This window comes from Gordonia insulae, assembly GCF_003855095.1.
GTDB lineage: Bacteria > Actinomycetota > Actinomycetes > Mycobacteriales > Mycobacteriaceae > Gordonia > Gordonia insulae.
Genome location: NZ_CP033972.1, coordinates 1,334,693 through 1,351,009, shown reverse-complemented (window position 1 = coordinate 1,351,009; position 16,317 = coordinate 1,334,693). Strand labels below are relative to the sequence as shown.

The following is a 16,317-nucleotide window of genomic DNA, read 5'->3' as shown; positions in this document are numbered from 1 at the left end:
TCGTCGCCGCGTGCCGGTCCGGGTCAGAAGTTTCCCTGCTTGAGGAACTTTCCGTCGGCGGAATAGGTTCCGGCGGAGGCTGATTCGCGGGCGAGCTCGACCTGGATGACGGGTCGGCCGTCACGCTGGAAGATCGACGTCATCTGGATGTCGATGGCGTTGCGGTCGAACGGCTCGATGCTGCCCCGTGCCATCGCCTGGGTCCGCACCGACTCGAAGACGTCGGGGGAGACGGCGTCGAACGAGAAGGAGCCGTCGGAACCGCCGGCGTACTCGGACAGGGCAGGGAAGGCGCCGGGGACGACGGTGAGCGTGCCCGATCGGCCCGGCTCGGTGAACTCCATCAGGACGCCACCGCTGTTCTGGATCTGCCCGGCGAACATCGTCGGCGTGTTGTCCTTGGTGCCGCGGATCTCGAACCGGCGCAGATTCGACCGGGCGGCGGACAGGTTCGCGGCATCGAGGGCGGATCGAGCGAGCCGGAAGGACGTGTCGAAGTCGCCCGGATCGAAGAACTCGGCGACCGTACCGTCGGGGCGACCCTGTATCTCGACGTCGGAGATCCCGTTCTCCCCGAATCCGCCGACCAGCAGCACCGGCTGCCCGCGAACCGGTCGGGTCACGGCCATGTCGGTGAGGACCAGGCCCTGACCTGCCGTGCCGAGACGGGCCTGCATCGTCTGTCCCATCGTGGAGACGTCGGTGCCCGCGATCTCGGCGGCGCGGAAGGTGTCGAGCCGACGCTTGGTGGTCTCGGCGCGCCGCGGTTCCTCCCACCCGCGGCCGCCGTACTTCCACAGGGAGATCGCCTGCCCGGTGGCCGGGTCGTAGACCTCGGCGCGGGAGGTGTCGTCCTCGTCGAGGGTGATGGACAGGATGTTGTCCGAAGCGGTCGGCCCGAGTCCTGCGATCTCGTCGAGGACGTCGCCGATGCGCGCGGTGAGATCCGCGGTGGCGGCGGCCGGGTCCGACTCGTCGCCGATGCCCAGGTTGTTCGCGACCGATGGGAACGAGGCGTCGATGTGCCAGACCGACCCGGAGACACCGAACAGCAAGGCGACCGCCGCGATCAGGGTGGTGGCGGGGTAGACGAGGGCCCAGCGGCCGGGTTGATCGCCGAACTCGGGCGTGTCCCGATCGGCGCGGGGCGGGAGCATCTCGGGTGGCACGGTGCTGAACGGCCGATCCACCAAACTGGTGAAATGGCCTCTGCTCATCGAGGTGATCCAGCGTGCGCGGTAGGCGGTGTCGTCGGCCGGACGCAACGTCGCCGTGAGCATGGTGGGCTGTAGCTCGCCGGCGGCGAGGCTGCTCCGGGTGATCGCCTCGACCTCGATCGGCACCGCGCCGGAAGTCGATCCGCGACGGAACTCGTCGAGTTCGGAGATCCGCGACGGTCGCGGTATCAATGCCATACCGGTGAAGATCAACGGGACACCGATCGCCAGGGCCACCCACCACGCGTTGAACGCGCCGAGTCCGACCCCGATCGCGATCAGGAAGCCGGCCACGACAGCCCGGATCAGGCGTGCGACAGTCCGATTCATCGTGGTGCCCCTCCCGGCGGCGACGGCCGCGACCCGATCGCAGTGGATCGATCATAGGTGCGGAGGTGGTGACGCGTACCGTGGACGGCGACCTCGGGGCAGCGGCCCCGGCTTCGGGCCCGGTCGGGGCCGAAGCCGGATGCTGCGAGAATGATGCCGCGACCAGTACACATGCCCGACAGGCACGAGTCAGGAGAAGTGTTTCGGTGGGAAAGCTGACGAACAGCATGTGGCGACTTCTGGGTTCCCAGTCGTCACGAAACCAGTCGAAGTCCATCGCGTTGATCAAGGACGCGGATGCGCACACCTCGTGGGCGGCCGAGATCGACGACGACGCGTTCGCCGCCGAGGCGGAGAAGCTCGACATCACCGCGCGCGGCTCCGACGATCGTGCCCGGTTCCTGGCGTTGGTCCGCGAGGCCGCCGACCGCACGCTCGACCTGCGACCGTTCGACGTCCAGCTGCAAGGCGCCCTGCGCCTCCTCGAGGGCGACATCGTCGAGATGGCCACCGGTGAGGGCAAGACCCTGTCCGGTGCCATCGCCGCGATCGGCTACGTCCTACAAGGGCATCGCGTGCACGTGATCTCCGTCAACGACTATCTGGCGACGCGTGACGCCGAATGGATGGCACCGCTGTTCGCGGCCTTCGGCATCGCCGCGAAGTCGGTCTCGGAGAACTCCGATCGAGACGAACGCAAGGCAGCCTATGCCGCGGACATCACCTACGGCTCGGTCAACGAGATCGGGTTCGACGTCCTGCGCGATCAGCTCGCCCAGTCCGCCGACGACCTGGTCGCACCCAAGCCCGACGTCGCGATCATCGACGAGGCGGACTCGGTGCTGGTCGACGAGGCGCTCGTGCCACTGGTGCTCGCCGGATCGACCGAGGCCGTGGTGCCCGACCAGGCGATCCACGATGTCGTCGCGCGGATGAAGAACAAGCACTACGAGATCGATCCCGAAGGACGCAACGTCACCCTGACCGACGACGGCGCGGCGTTCGTCGAAGAGGAACTCGGCGGGATCAATCTGTACGACGAAGAGCATGTCGGTACCACGCTCGTGCACGTCAACGTCGCCATGCACGCGCAGTATCTCCTCGAGCGCGACATCCACTACATCGTGCGTGACGGCGGGGTCCACCTGATCAACGCCTCGCGTGGCCGAGTCGCGCAGCTGCAACGGTGGCCGGACGGTGTCCAGGCCGCGGTGGAGATCAAAGAGGGCCTCAGCCAGACGGATTCGGGTGAGGTCATCGACACGATGACGGTGCAGGCGTTGATCGGTCGCTACCCCAAGGTGTGCGGCATGACGGGCACGGCGCTTGCCGCAGGCGAACAGTTCCGCCAGTTCTACGAGCTCGCCGTCTCGCAGATCCCGCCGAACACCGAGAACGTGCGCGTCGACGAGCCGGACCGGGTCTACGACAGCAAGGCGAACAAGGTGGAGGCCGTCGTCGCCTACGTCAAGGAGATCCACGAGACCGGGCAGCCGATCCTGATCGGTACGCACGATGTCGCGGAATCCGAGGAACTGGCCTACTTCCTCGACAAGGCCGACGTCGCGTCGGTGGTGCTGAACGCGAAGAACGACGCCGAAGAGGCCAAGATCATCGCCGAGGCGGGCGCTCGCGACGCGGTGACCGTGTCCACGCAGATGGCCGGCCGCGGCACCGACATCAGGCTCGGCGGATCCGGCGACGACGAGGAGGCCCGCGAGGAGGTCGTCGGACTCGGCGGACTCTGTGTGATCGGGACCGGCCGCCACGACACCGAGCGCCTGGACAACCAGCTGCGGGGACGGGCCGGCCGCCAGGGTGACCCGGGACGATCCGTCTTCTTCTCCAGCCTCGAGGATCCGGTCGTCACCAAGAATCTCGCGTTCAAGCGTGATCCGGTGTCTCAGGCCGACGACGGGTCGATGGGCGCCAAGGGCGTCGATCTGATCGAGCAGGCCCAGCGGATCGCCGAGGGCGTGATGCTCGAGCTGCATGCCAACACGTGGCGCTACAACAAGCTGGTGAATCAGCAGCGTGACATCGTGGTGAAGCGCCGGATGGAGATCCTCACCACCGACATCGCGCTGGAGGAGCTCGCCGAGAAGGAACCCGAGCGTCACGCCGAGTTGACCGGGGCGGCGACCACGACCGCCGACACCGCAGACGGGGATGCGGACACCACGAGCGAGACCGACACCGACACCGATTCCGTGACCGACCCCGATTCCGTGACCGACACCGCTGACACGCCCGTGCCGGCAACCGAACCGGTGACCGAGAAGGTGCTGGCGCAGGCGGCGCGCGAGATCATGTTGTTCCACCTCGACCGCGCGTGGGCCGACCATCTCGCATTCGTCTCGGACCAGCGCGCCAGCATCCACCTGCGTTCGCTGGGCAAGGAGAGCCCGCTCGACGAGTTCCACAAGATGATCCTGAAGGAGTTCGACGCACTGCCGGCCGAGGCGTTCGACAACGCGCGCAAGACCTTTCGGGAGGCGACCATCACCAACGACGGTGTCGACCTCGGCACAGCCGATCTGCACCGCTCGACGACGACGTGGACCTACATGGTGCACGACAACCTGTTCGCGTCGGGTGGCGCGAAGACCCTGCAGGGCATCATCGGCATCTTCCGGTGACCCCGGTCGGGAGGCCCGGAGCCGGCGATCCGCCGGACCGGGTCGACACACCCGCCGTCGGCGAGTCCGCCGGTGACGCGCTCACCCGGGATCGCTACATCACGGTGCCGAACGCGTTGAGCGTGCTGCGCCTCGCACTGATCCCGGTATTCGTATGGCTGCTGCTGGTGGAGAAGGCCGACGGCTGGGCCTTCGCGATCCTGCTGTTCTCCGGGTTCTCCGACTGGGCCGACGGCAAGCTGGCGAGGTGGCTGAATCAGTCGTCGCGGATCGGGGCCCTGCTCGACCCGGCGGCCGATCGCCTCTACATCGTCATCATCCCGATCGCGTTCGGGATCCGCGAGTTCGTGCCGTGGTGGCTGATCGCGATCATCATCGGCCGTGACCTCGCGCTGTTCGCCACCGCGCCGTTGCTGCGGTCCCGTGGGTTGGTGGCGCTGCCGGTCCTCTACATCGGCAAGGCCGCGACCTTCGCGCTGATGAGTGCATTCCCGTGGCTGCTTGCCGGACAATTGGATTCGATCGTCGGGACGATCAGCTACCCGATCGGCTGGGCGTTCATGATCTGGGGCGTCGCGCTCTATCTCTGGTCATTCGTGCTGTACGCGTATCAGACGGTGCTGGTGCTGCGGCACATGCCCCGTACCTCGGCAGCCGCGTGAGCAGCAACGGCGTCGGTCGCACCGGATCCGGCGACCCACCCGACACCGCCCGTATCGATGACCTAATGTCGTCGATCGGGAGCAGTTCGATGTTTCCCCATTCGTTCGATTCTCCGCTTCAGGCGAGAAAGGTGCGACAGTGACCGATACCAATGTGCCCGCAGCCCTGCGCTATACGGCCGAACACGAGTGGGTGGAGAGGACCGGGCCGACCACCGTGCGCGTGGGCATCACCGACTTCGCGCAGGACGCGCTCGGCGACGTGGTGTTCGTTCAGCTGCCGTCACCCGACGACGCCGTCGAGAAGGGCGAGTCGTTCGCCGAGGTGGAGTCGACCAAGAGTGTCTCCGACATCTTCGGTCCGCTCGACGGTACGGTGTCGGAGGTCAACGGCGCGCTCGACTCCACACCGGAGCTCGTGAACTCCGACCCGTACGGGTCGGGCTGGCTGGTCGTCATCGACGTGGCCGACGAGTCGGCACTCGACGACGCGTTGGCGGGGACGCTCGACGCGGACGGTTATCGAGGTGTGATCGACGGCTGAGTGCCTTCGCCGCCGCCCGGATGGACAGGGCGGTGACAGGCGGGCGACCAGACGTCCGTAAGCGGTCGGGCGAACCGGGCGCTGCGACTATGATCGGCGGAGTCCCAATCGACTCGACCACCCGCGAGGCGCCCACGACACGGTACGGTTTACTCACAGCAGAACCGGTTCGGAATCCGAAGACTTCGGCGAGCCGGATATCCGATCGCAGTGATGCTGCACCGGCATCGCGGGCACCCAGGTCCCCACACATCACGTGGCCGAGGGGCCGCAGGCGCCGGGGCTCAGAGCCCCGGGCACCGAGACAGACGAAGGAGAAGTGGTGAGCGAAAACGACAAGGATCTTGAGGCACCGGTGGAGACCACCTCGGTTTTCCGGGAGGAGTTCATCTCTGAACTCGACGCCGGGACGACCACCTCGAGTGAGCCCGCCGACACCGGGGTGGAAAGGCTCTCGCCCGGCACGGCGCTGCTTGTCGTCAAGCGCGGCCCCAACGCGGGGTCGCGGTTCCTGCTTGACCAGGCGACCACGTCGGCCGGTCGGCATCCCGACAGCGACATCTTCCTCGACGACGTGACCGTCAGTCGTCGACACGCCGAATTCCGCCTTGGCGACAACGAGTTCCAGGTGGTCGATGTCGGCAGCCTGAACGGCACCTACGTCAACCGGGAGCCGGTCGACACCGCACAGCTGAGCAACGGCGACGAGGTTCAGATCGGCAAGTTCCGCCTGGTCTTCCTGAGCGGCCCACGCGACGGCCAAGCGGGCGCCTGACCCCGTGACGGCGTCGTCGGCAGGTCAGCGCGGCGAGGGATCGATGTCGATCGGCACGGTCCTCGCGCTCCTGCGCGAAGATTTTCCGGATGTCACGATCTCGAAGATCCGATTTCTGGAATCCGAGGGTCTGATCACCCCCGAGAGGGCGCCGTCGGGCTATCGGCGGTTCAGCTCCGCGGACTGCGAGCGCCTGCGCTTCGTGCTCACCGCGCAGCGCGACCGCTATCTGCCACTCAAGGTGATCAAAGAACAACTCGAGGCCATCGATCGCGGTGACGGCGGGGCCGGTGCCGGGGGGACCCGGCTGCTGTCCTCGGCGCGTACTGCGGTCGCCCCGGCGACCGATTTCGGCACCCGCGGTGGCCGTGTCTCGCGCGAGGCGCTGATGGAGCGCACGGGTGTCGACTCGGCGTTCGTCACCGAGTTGCAGCGCAACGGGCTGCTGATCGCGGGCCCGGCCGGCTTCTTCGACGAGGACGCGGTGAAGTTGGTCGAAGCGGCCGCCGCACTGGCGAACTACGGACTCGAGACTCGGCATCTGCGCGCCTTCAAGGTGTCCGCGGATCGCGAGGCCGGACTCGTCGCTCAGATCGCGAACCCCATCGCCAAGGGCAAGGGGACCGGGGCGCGAGACAGGGCCGAGGAACTCGTCCGGGAGATCGCCGCATTGTCGGTGACCCTGCACACCCAACTGGTCAAGGCCGCGGTGCGCGGCGTGCTGGACTGAACGCGCTCGCACGCCCGTCGCGGCGCCGGTCTGCGGTGTAGCGTCGTTGACAACGAAGGACTGTCGGCACGGGACGTGCAGCGAGCGAGTCGAAACGCCGTGCCGGGAGCGAAGCAGCGGACCGGATGGCGTCCGCGCGATCAGAGGGAGGCGGGTGCTGATGGGCGAGATGCGAGTCGTGGGCATTCGGGTCGAGCCGCCACAGAGTCAGCCGGTGCTGCTGCTCCGCGAGGTCGAGGGCGAGCGGTACCTGCCGATCTGGATCGGGCAGAGCGAAGCGGCATCGATCGCCTTGCAGCAGAAGGGGATCGAACCCCCTCGTCCACTCACGCACGATCTGATCGTCAACCTGATCGCCGAATTCGGACGAACCCTGCAGGAGGTCCGGATCGTCGACATGCAGGAGGGCACCTTCTACGCGGAGATGGTCTTCGCCGACGACGTCCGGGTGTCGGCCCGCCCCTCGGATTCGATCGCGGTCGCGATGCGCGTCGGGGTGCCGATCATCGCGGACGAGGACGTCCTCACCGAGGCGGGACTCTTGATCCCGGAAGAAGAGGACGACTCGGAGGCCCCGGCGACAGGTGCCAAAGAGGACGAGGTGGAGAAGTTCAAGGAGTTCCTCGACAACGTCTCGCCGGACGACTTCAAGGCCAGCGGCGGCGCCTGACACCGCCCCGGTTGGTCACGGAACGGCCACTGCCAGGTCACTGTTTGCTCGATCTCAACTTGAGGTTGAGGTTGTCCCGCGCGTCGCGTTGATCGCCCTCTCCTGGAGACCTACCGTTCAACACGTTGCCCGATTTCGGCGGGCACGGAGGATGATCGTCCGTCAGGCGCGTACTGTTGAAGCAGTCCTCGAGGCCATTGCCCGGGGTTCGGTGCCTTTCGAGTCGATCCAGGCGTTGCGAGGGAGTCTGCAGTGGGCGATCAGCCGTTCGACGACGAAGTGACGTCACCGACGGATCCGGCACCCGACGGTGCCGCCGACAGCGCCCCCACGACGACCGCCACCCAGGGCAGCCTCGACGACATCGCGCCCGGTCTGTTCCCGAACGACACGGTTCCCGACGAGCTCATCGGCTACCGGGTGCCCAGTGCCTGCCAGATCGCCGGTATCACTTACCGCCAACTCGATTACTGGGCCCGCACATCGCTGGTCGTACCGTCCATCCGCGGCGCGGCCGGATCGGGTAGCCAGCGGCTCTACTCGTTCAAGGACATCCTCGTCCTCAAGATCGTCAAGCGGCTCCTCGACACCGGGATCTCGTTGCAGAACATCCGCGTCGCCGTCGACCACCTGCGCAAACGTGGCGTCGAGGACCTCGCGCGGATCACGCTCTTCTCCGACGGCACCACGGTCTACGAGTGCACATCGGCCGAGGAGGTCGTGGATCTGCTGCAGGGTGGCCAGGGCGTGTTCGGCATCGCGGTCAGCGGCGCGATGCGTGAGCTGACCGGCACCATCGCCGACTTCCCCGGCGAACGGGCCGACGGCGGCGTGACGGAGACCGCTCCCGAGGACGAACTCGCCGCGCGTCGCAAGAGCCGTACCCGCCGCACCGGCTGACGCCTCCTCCAGCCCCGGCGCGGGGCTGAACTGCACAGCAGCCGCCCACCCGTATACTGGGTGGGCGTCGCTACGTCACGGGAGAGAGCCACCGATCGGGTTGGGGTGGCCGCCGAAGGAGCAACACCTCCTCGTCAAACTCTCAGGCACCCAGGACCGTGGAGTTGACGGCGTCTCTGGAAAGAGGCCCGGGGTGACCCGGGTCCGCCCACGGTGAAAGGCCACCCCCGTCACGGGTTCGGCCGAATCTCTCAGGCGTCAGGTATCCCCAACGCGGATTCCGGACATGACAGAGGGGGAGGGCCGCAGACCGCCGAGAGGTTGACCTGTCATGCCCGCCACTTCCGCGTCCGATCCGGTGACCTTCATCGACCGCCATGTCGGTCCCGACCCCGCCGAGACCGACCGCATCCTCGCCGAGATCGGTGTCTCCTCGCTCGACGAACTCGCGGCGGCCGTCGTGCCGTCGGTGATCGCCGACGAGCCCGGCGACAACGGTCTGCAAGCGCTGCCGCCCGCCATGGGTGAACACGAGGTGCACGACCGCCTCGCCGAACTCGCATCCCGCAACGTGGTCGCGCGATCGATGATCGGACTCGGCTACCACGACACCTTCACCCCGCCGGTCATCCTGCGGAACGTGCTCGAGAACCCCGCCTGGTACACCGCGTATACCCCGTATCAGCCGGAGATCAGCCAGGGACGCCTCGAGGCGCTGCTGAACTTCCAGACCATGGTCGCCGACCTCACCGCGATGGAGGTCGCCAACGCGTCGATGCTCGACGAGGCGACCGCGGCGGCCGAGGCGATGACCTTGATGCGTCGCGCCGGCAAATCCCGTTCGCCGCGTCTCGTCGTCGACGCCGACCTGTTCCCGCAGACGCGCGCCCTCCTCGACACGCGGGCCGAGCCGCTCGGTATCGAGCTGGTCACGGCGTCGTTGCACCCGTCGCTGCCCGAGTGCGGGTTGCCCGACGGCGACTTCTTCGGGGTCGTGCTGCAGGTTCCGGGTGCGTCCGGCCGGATTCTCGACGTCGCGCCGATCATCTCGGCGGCGCACGATCGCGGCGCCCTGGTATCGGTGGGCGCCGACCTACTCGCCCTGACCCTGATCACGCCGCCGGGCGAGCAGGGCGCGGATGTGTGCTTCGGCACCACGCAGCGGTTCGGCGTGCCGATGGGATTCGGGGGTCCGCACGCCGGCTATCTGGCGGTGCACTCCGCGCATGCTCGGCAACTGCCGGGCCGGCTGGTCGGCGTCTCCAAGGACGCCGACGGCAACCTCGCCTACCGCCTCTCGCTGCAGACCCGTGAACAGCACATCCGGCGGGAGAAGGCCACCAGCAACATCTGCACCGCCCAGGTGCTGCTCGCCGTCATGGCCGCGATGTACGCCTCGTATCACGGCGCCGACGGTCTGCGTGCGATCGCGCGGCGAGTGCACGACGCGGCGGCGTTCCTGGCCGACAGCCTGACGGTCGCCGGCTTCTCGATCGCGCATTCGTCGTTCTTCGACACCATCGTGGTGCGTGCGCCCGGTCAGGCCGACGCGATCGTCGCGAACGCCAAACGCGACGGCAACATCAACCTTCGGCGGATCGACGCCGATGCCGTCGGCATCGCCTGCGACGAGACCACCACGGACGCCGACCTGGCCGCGGTGCTGCGTGCGTTCAGTGCCGAAGGGGTGCGCCGTCATTCGTTCGCGCAGCCGATCGAGACCCGGCAGAGCGACTTCCTCACCCACCCGGCCTTCAACCGATATCGCACGGAGACCGCCATGCTGCGGTACCTGCGTGCGCTGTCCGACAAGGACATCGCACTCGATCGCAGCATGATCCCGCTCGGTTCGTGCACGATGAAGCTGAACGCGACCGCGGAGATGGAGCCGGTCACCTGGCCCGGGTTCGCGCGCCTGCACCCGTTCGCGCCCGTCTCCGACACCACCGGCATCCGGGAACTCATCTCGACGCTGGAGGAGTGGCTGGTCGCCGTCACCGGCTACGACCGGGTCAGCCTGCAACCGAACGCCGGCTCGCAGGGCGAGTACGCGGGACTGCTCGCGATCCGTCGATATCACCGCAGCCGGGGTGACGAGAGCCGCGACATCTGCCTCATCCCGTCGAGCGCTCACGGCACCAATGCCGCATCTGCGGTGATGGCCGGGATGCGGGTGGTGGTCGTCGGGTGCCGGGAGAACGGTGACGTCGACGTCGACGACCTTCGTCTCAAGATCGACAAGCATCGGGATGTGCTGGCGGCCATCATGATCACCTATCCGTCCACTCATGGCGTGTTCGAACACGACATCGAGGAGATCTGCGCGGCCGTCCACGAGGCAGGCGGTCAGGTCTACGTCGACGGTGCGAATCTCAACGCCCTCGTCGGGGTCGCGCGGCCCGGTCGCTTCGGCGGTGACGTCAGCCACCTCAATCTGCACAAGACGTTCTGCATCCCGCACGGCGGTGGCGGGCCCGGGGTCGGGCCGGTTGCCGTTCGTGCCCATCTCGCGTCCTTCCTGCCGGGTCACCCGCTCGCCGACGAACTCTCGTCGGAGGGCACGATCTCGGCCGCTCCGTATGGTTCGGCGTCGATCCTGCCGATCACCTACGCCTACATCGCGATGATGGGGGCGGACGGTCTGCGCCGAGCGACGCTGACCGCGATCGCATCGGCCAATTACATCGCCCGTCGCCTGCGCGATCACTATCCGGTGCTCTACACCGGCCGCGGCAGCGAAGCAGCGCGGACCGACGGCGAGGGATTCGTCGCACACGAGTGCATCCTGGACCTGCGGCCGCTGACCAAGGCGACCGGCGTCACCGTCGACGATGTCGCGAAACGGCTGGCGGACTACGGTTTCCACGCACCGACGATGAGTTTCCCGGTGGCCGGGACGCTGATGGTCGAGCCGACCGAGAGCGAGAACCTCGACGAACTCGACGCGTTCTGCGACGCGATGATCGCGATCCGGGGCGAGATCGACCAGGTCGGTTCGGGAGTGTGGCCGGCCGAGGACAACCCGCTGCGCGGCGCACCGCACACCGCGGAGGCCCTCGTCGGCGAGTGGGACCACCCGTATTCGCGTGAGGTCGCGGTCTACCCGCTCGGCCTGCCGTCGGCTGGTGCCCGGGCCAAGGTGTGGCCGGCCGTCCGACGGATCGACAACGCGTTCGGTGACCGGAATCTCGTGTGCAGTTGCCCACCGATCGAGGCATTCGCCCACTGATCGGCGTGACGTCGGCGACCCGGGGGAGAGCCCCGGGCGCCGGTCTCGTGGACGCCGTCAGCCGCCGGCGGCCGGGCTGGTCGAACCCGGGGTCGTCGACGAACCGGCCTCCGCTGGACGAGGACCGCTGTCGGGCCCGTACACCAGTCGGTTGATCGTGACGGTCGCGGCCGTCTCCGGTGTCGGCATCGGGTTCGCGGTGACGGGGAAGGTGACGGTCGCATTCGGTGCCGGCATCGGTGCGTCGCCGCGGAACCCGAGCGCGGTCAGAGTGCTCATCTGTTCCGGCTTGTTCACGAATTCGAAGAACTCCGACACCGCATCGGTCTGCTCGGCCGACACCCCGGAACCGGCCAATCGGATGATCGGGTAGTCGGCGACCGGGGTCGGGCCGCCGGGTACCACCTCGGCGAGACGTGCCGACGTGTCGGACTTCGTCAACTGATAGAGGGCCTGCTCGGTGATCGCCACCGCGTGAATGGGTGCCGACGCGTCGTCGTCGGCGTCGGCGATCGATCGGGCCGCGCCGACCGGGGTGCCGTCGGGTGACTGCGGCGCACCGTCGGTCATCGCATCGATGCTCGAGGCCACCCGTGACGAACTAGCATCCTGCTCGGTCAGGGTTCCCGTGGTGCGGGTGACCTGCGCCGCCACCGCCTGGGCGCTGAGCGCGGTCGCATCGGACTGCGCTCCGGTCGGCATCGCGAGACGGATCGATCCCCAACTGCCGAGCCCGACGTCGCCGAGGGCGGCGTCACGTCGCTGCAGGGTCGGCAACTGTTGCCATTCCAGATTCCCCTCGAACGCCTCGGCCAATCGTGGTGCCGTGGCCAGCACGACCGGCGAACTCACCAGCGACGCGGGCTTTCCGTCCACAGCAGCTGGTGTGGCCGTCATCAGGTCGGCGGCCCAGATCGAGGATTGCGGGACCCACGCGGCCGGGTACGCGCCCAGCGATGCGGCGTCCCAGGTGCCGGACAGACCGTCGAGGGTGACCTTCGCGTCGCCGGGACGCACCTCCACCGTCACGCAGTGGTCGCGGACCACCGGATCGGTCTTCGCGTACTCCTGCGCGATCGTGGCCAGCGCCGGGGCGATATCGGGATCGGCGACGACGGGAACGGTCGTCTTCCCCTCCACACAGGTGCCCGCGGCCTGGTCGCCCTGGCGGTCGATGCGGTCGCCGAGCTGCGCCCAGAGCAGGACCAGGGCGGCGACCAGCACCAACGTCAACAGGGAACCGACCAGCCCTCGACTGACCCCACGCCCACGGATGCCCGTGCGGCCGTCAGTACTCCGATGGTGTGCCAACCCCCCGCCTTCCGCTGCTCGGGTCCGAGTCGACCCCGGTCGTGTGACCGGGGTGACAACGGACGACGATAGCGGAGTCACCGCCACCGACACCATGGCAGCTGCCATGCGGGTGTCGGCAGGGCGGCTGGATCAGGCGTTGGCGGCCTTGAACTCGCGCCGCTTGCGATGCAGGATCGGCTCGGTGTAGCCGCTCGGCTGCTTCGCACCTTCGAGGATAAGCTCCTTTGCCGCCTGGAAGGCGATGTTCGAGTCGAAGTCGGGGGCGAGCGGACGGTAGGACGCGTCGCCCGCGTTCTGGCGGTCGACCACCGGCGCCATCCGCTCGAGGGCCGCGACGACGTCGTCTTCGGTGACGATGCCGTGGTGCAGCCAGTTGGCGAGCAGCTGGCTGGAGATCCGCAGTGTCGCCCGGTCCTCCATCAACGCGATGTCGTGGATGTCGGGCACCTTCGAGCACCCGACGCCCTGATCGACCCAGCGGACCACATAGCCCAGGATGGACTGACAGTTGTTGTCGAGTTCTTCCTTCTTCTCCTCGGCCGACCAGTCGGTCTTCGGCGCGAGGGGGATCGTGAGGATGTCGTCGACCGACGCCGGATCGCGCTTGGCGATCTCGTCCTGCCGCTCGAAGACGTCGACGAGGTGATAGTGCAGTGCGTGCAGCGTCGCCGCGGTCGGCGACGGCACCCACGCGGTGGTGGCCCCGGCCTTCGGGTGACCGATCTTCTGCTCGAGCATGTCGTGCATCAGATCCGGCATCGCCCACATGCCCTTGCCGATCTGCGCCTTGTGCTGCAGCCCGGCGTGCAGACCGGTGTCGACGTTGAAGTCCTCGTAGGCGGCAATCCACTTCTGCTGCTTCATCTCACCCTTGCGGATCATCGCGCCGGCCAGCATGGAGGTGTGGATCTCGTCGCCGGTGCGATCGAGGAAGCCGGTGTTGATGAACACGACCCGGTTCTCTGCGGCCTTGATGCAGGCCTTGAGGTTGACGGTCGTGCGTCGCTCCTCGTCCATGATGCCGACCTTGAGGGTGTTCTCCGGAAGGCCGAGCACCTTCTCCACACGATCGAAGAGTTCGACGGTGAAGGCGACCTCGTCGGGGCCGTGCATCTTGGGCTTCACGATGTAGATCGACCCCGTGCGCGAGTTCTGCTGTCCCTCTGCAGACATCCCGTGGATGCCGATCAGCGAGGTGAAGAGTCCGTCGAGGATGCCCTCGGGGACCTCGTTGCCGTCGGCGTCGAGAATCGCGCTGTTGGTCATGAGGTGCCCGACGTTGCGGACGAACAGCAGCGAACGGCCGTGCAGGTCGAACTCGGTCCCATCCGGCGCGCTGTACGAACGGTTGCCGTTGAGGACGCGGGTGAACGTCCGTCCGCCCTTGGCGACCTCTTCACTGAGGTCACCCTTGTTGAGCCCCAGCCAGTTCCGGTAGCCGAGCACCTTGTCGTCCGCGTCGACCGCGGCGACCGAATCCTCGAAGTCCATGATGGTGGTGATCGCCGATTCGACGACGACGTCCTTCACCCCGGCCGGATCGGTCGAGCCGATGGGCGACGACGGATCGATCTCGATGTCGAGGTAGAGGCCGTTGTTGCGCAACAGGATCGATGTCGGGGCGGCGGGCTCACCCCGGTAGCCGGCGAACGCCGACGGATCGGCGAGCGTCGAGGTCGTCCCGTCTGCAAGGGTGACCTGGACTGCCTGGTCGACCACGGCGAACGCGGTGACGTCGGTGAAGCTGCACTGCTCGAGCGGCACGGCCTTGTCCAGGAAGTCCTTGGCGTACGCGATGACCTTGTCGCCGCGCACCTTGTTGTAGGACGACCCCTTCTCGGCGCCATCGGTTTCCGGGATCGCGTCGGTCCCGTAGAGCGCGTCGTACAGCGAACCCCAGCGGGCATTGGAGGCGTTGAGCGCGAAGCGCGCGTTGAGAACCGGGACGACCAGCTGCGGGCCGGCGGTCTCGGAGATCTCGCGGTCGACGTTCTCGGTGCCGATCTGGAAGTCCGCGGGCGGCTCGACGAGGTAGCCGATCTCGGTGAGGAATGCCTTGTAGGCGTCGAAGTCCACGGCGCCGTCCGACGTGGGGTGATCGCGGTGCCACTGGTCGATCTGCGCCTGGAGGTCGTCGCGGACCGCGAGCAGTTCGCGGTTGCGGGGCGCCAGATCGCCGATGACGGATGCCGCACCGGTCCAGAAGGCGTCGGGGTCTACGCCGGTACCGGGCAACGCCTCGTTGTTGATGAAGTCGTACAGGACGGAAGCGACCTGCAGCCCGTTGACGGTGATCCGGTCAGACATGACAGCCTTTCTCCAGCGGTGAATCGACACCGAACATGCTACTCGCCGGTAATCTGCGCCGACATCGGGCATCCGGGCAGGTCCACGACCATCACGACGGTCAGTTGACGCGGGTGGGGGCGTGTGCGACGAGCGTCGTGCACCGCTGCGCGACCGCCTCTCGCAGCGCGGCCCCGGCCTCGGTGATGGCGGCCTGCTCGCGGACATACTGTGCGCGTCCCGCCGCCGTCTCGATCGGTATCGGGTCGTAGCCGAGGTGGGTGAGGTCGTAGGGACTCGCACGCATGTCGAGTTCTCGCGCCCGCAGGGCCAACGCGAAGCACGAGAAGGTCAGATCCGAGTCGATCAGCGGGGCGACGGTGAAGCACGCCCGGTACAGATCCATCGTCGCGTGCAGGCAGCCCGGCTGTTCGTCGGCCGCCTGCCGATCGCGGTCGAGTTCGGCCTCGTTGAGCGGCCGCGCGGCGGGCGTGAAGAACCGGAACGCGTCGAAATGCGTGCACCGCAACGGCATCTCGTCGACGACCGCATCGGTGCCCGCGCGGCCCAGCCGAAGCGGGGCGTCGTGGCGTGGCTCGTCGGTCCGGTACACCATCGCCCACTCGTGCAGGCCGAAACAGCCGAGCCGCGCCGGCCGGGACGCGGTGGCACGGAGCAGCGCCGCCGTGGCGCCGAGTGCTCCGAGGCGCCCGCGGTGGAACTCCGGGTCGACCGTGACGCCACCGTCGACCCGGTGGTATCCGCGCAGACCCAGATACTCGTCCGCACCGGCGAGCACGATGCCGTGGCCCGGATGCCACCGCTGCACGTGCGCGGGCCGCGACGAGTAGTACGTGAACAGGAAGTCGATGACGGGATGCCTGACGCCCCGGCGACGGGCGCGCAGATAGGGGCCGATCAGGTCGTCGACGCGAGCGCGATGCCGGTCGCGGTGGGCGCGCCACTCGGCAGGGGCCAGCACGTCGCCCACGTGCCGCGCGGTCATCGAGGCCGTCATCGA

Annotated in this window: 12 protein-coding genes and 1 riboswitch; of the genes, 8 read left to right on the top strand and 4 right to left on the bottom strand. The window is 67.8% G+C overall.

Annotated elements, in window-relative coordinates; translation table 11 throughout:
- Positions 1-23 precede the first annotated feature (23 nt).
- On the bottom strand, positions 24-1,547 hold the full coding sequence (locus D7316_RS06165; RefSeq protein WP_124707496.1) for a YgaP family membrane protein: 1,524 nt from the start codon (positions 1,545-1,547) through the stop codon (positions 24-26).
- Between the two features lie 206 nt (positions 1,548-1,753).
- Between D7316_RS06165 and secA2 the strand changes: the two genes are divergently transcribed.
- From secA2 to gcvP, 8 genes are all read left to right on the top strand, one after another.
- Positions 1,754-4,186 (top strand): accessory Sec system translocase SecA2, encoded by a 2,433-nt coding sequence (gene secA2, locus D7316_RS06160; RefSeq protein ID WP_124707495.1) that lies wholly within the window; start codon positions 1,754-1,756, stop codon positions 4,184-4,186.
- A 98-nt stretch (positions 4,187-4,284) separates the two neighbouring features.
- The gene (locus tag D7316_RS06155) at positions 4,285-4,848 is read left to right on the top strand and encodes a CDP-alcohol phosphatidyltransferase family protein (RefSeq protein WP_232017137.1); all 564 of its coding nucleotides are present in this window, start codon (positions 4,285-4,287) and stop codon (positions 4,846-4,848) included.
- Positions 4,849-4,987: 139 nt separating this feature from the next.
- On the top strand, positions 4,988-5,392 hold the full coding sequence (gcvH, locus tag D7316_RS06150) for a glycine cleavage system protein GcvH (protein ID WP_124707493.1): 405 nt from the start codon (positions 4,988-4,990) through the stop codon (positions 5,390-5,392).
- Between the two features lie 319 nt (positions 5,393-5,711).
- Positions 5,712-6,167, top strand: a complete 456-nt coding sequence (garA, locus tag D7316_RS06145; RefSeq protein ID WP_124711157.1) for a glycogen accumulation regulator GarA — start codon at positions 5,712-5,714, stop codon at positions 6,165-6,167.
- 4 nt (positions 6,168-6,171) lie between these two features.
- Entirely contained in the window at positions 6,172-6,897 is a 726-nt protein-coding gene (gene ftsR / locus D7316_RS06140; protein WP_456298019.1) for a transcriptional regulator FtsR, read from the top strand.
- Positions 6,898-7,057: 160 nt separating this feature from the next.
- Positions 7,058-7,567 (top strand): bifunctional nuclease family protein, encoded by a 510-nt coding sequence (locus D7316_RS06135; RefSeq protein ID WP_124707491.1) that lies wholly within the window; start codon positions 7,058-7,060, stop codon positions 7,565-7,567.
- A 252-nt stretch (positions 7,568-7,819) separates the two neighbouring features.
- Positions 7,820-8,467 carry a MerR family transcriptional regulator gene (locus D7316_RS06130; protein WP_124707490.1) on the top strand — a complete coding sequence of 216 codons (648 nt, stop codon included), beginning with the start codon at positions 7,820-7,822 and terminating at the stop codon, positions 8,465-8,467.
- 68 nt (positions 8,468-8,535) lie between these two features.
- Positions 8,536-8,636: riboswitch (glycine riboswitch) on the top strand.
- Between the two features lie 162 nt (positions 8,637-8,798).
- Positions 8,799-11,696 (top strand): aminomethyl-transferring glycine dehydrogenase, encoded by a 2,898-nt coding sequence (gene gcvP, locus D7316_RS06125; protein WP_124707489.1) that lies wholly within the window; start codon positions 8,799-8,801, stop codon positions 11,694-11,696.
- A 57-nt stretch (positions 11,697-11,753) separates the two neighbouring features.
- On the opposite strand, the gene D7316_RS06120 is transcribed toward gcvP, so the two are convergent.
- The 3 genes from D7316_RS06120 to D7316_RS06110 form a co-directional block, all read right to left on the bottom strand.
- A complete protein-coding gene (locus D7316_RS06120) occupies positions 11,754-13,007 on the bottom strand; it encodes a type 2 periplasmic-binding domain-containing protein (RefSeq protein ID WP_124707488.1) in 1,254 nt (417 codons plus the stop codon).
- 132 nt (positions 13,008-13,139) lie between these two features.
- Entirely contained in the window at positions 13,140-15,317 is a 2,178-nt protein-coding gene (locus D7316_RS06115; protein WP_124707487.1) for a malate synthase G, read from the bottom strand.
- 100 nt (positions 15,318-15,417) lie between these two features.
- Positions 15,418-16,302, bottom strand: a complete 885-nt coding sequence (locus tag D7316_RS06110) for a 3-methyladenine DNA glycosylase (RefSeq protein WP_232016794.1) — start codon at positions 16,300-16,302, stop codon at positions 15,418-15,420.
- Between the last annotated feature and the right edge of the window lie 15 nt (positions 16,303-16,317).

Excerpts from the sequence above, each read along its gene's own strand:
- D7316_RS06165 (WP_124707496.1), bottom strand. The coding sequence starts at position 1,547 with ATGAATCGGACTGTCGCACGCCTGATCCGGGCTGTCGTGGCCGGCTTC.
- D7316_RS06110 (WP_232016794.1), bottom strand. The coding sequence starts at position 16,302 with ATGACCGCGCGGCACGTGGGCGACGTGCTGGCCCCTGCCGAGTGGCGC.
- gcvP (WP_124707489.1), top strand. The coding sequence starts at position 8,799 with ATGCCCGCCACTTCCGCGTCCGATCCGGTGACCTTCATCGACCGCCAT.
- D7316_RS06135 (WP_124707491.1), top strand. The coding sequence starts at position 7,058 with ATGGGCGAGATGCGAGTCGTGGGCATTCGGGTCGAGCCGCCACAGAGT.
- D7316_RS06115 (WP_124707487.1), bottom strand. The coding sequence starts at position 15,317 with ATGTCTGACCGGATCACCGTCAACGGGCTGCAGGTCGCTTCCGTCCTG.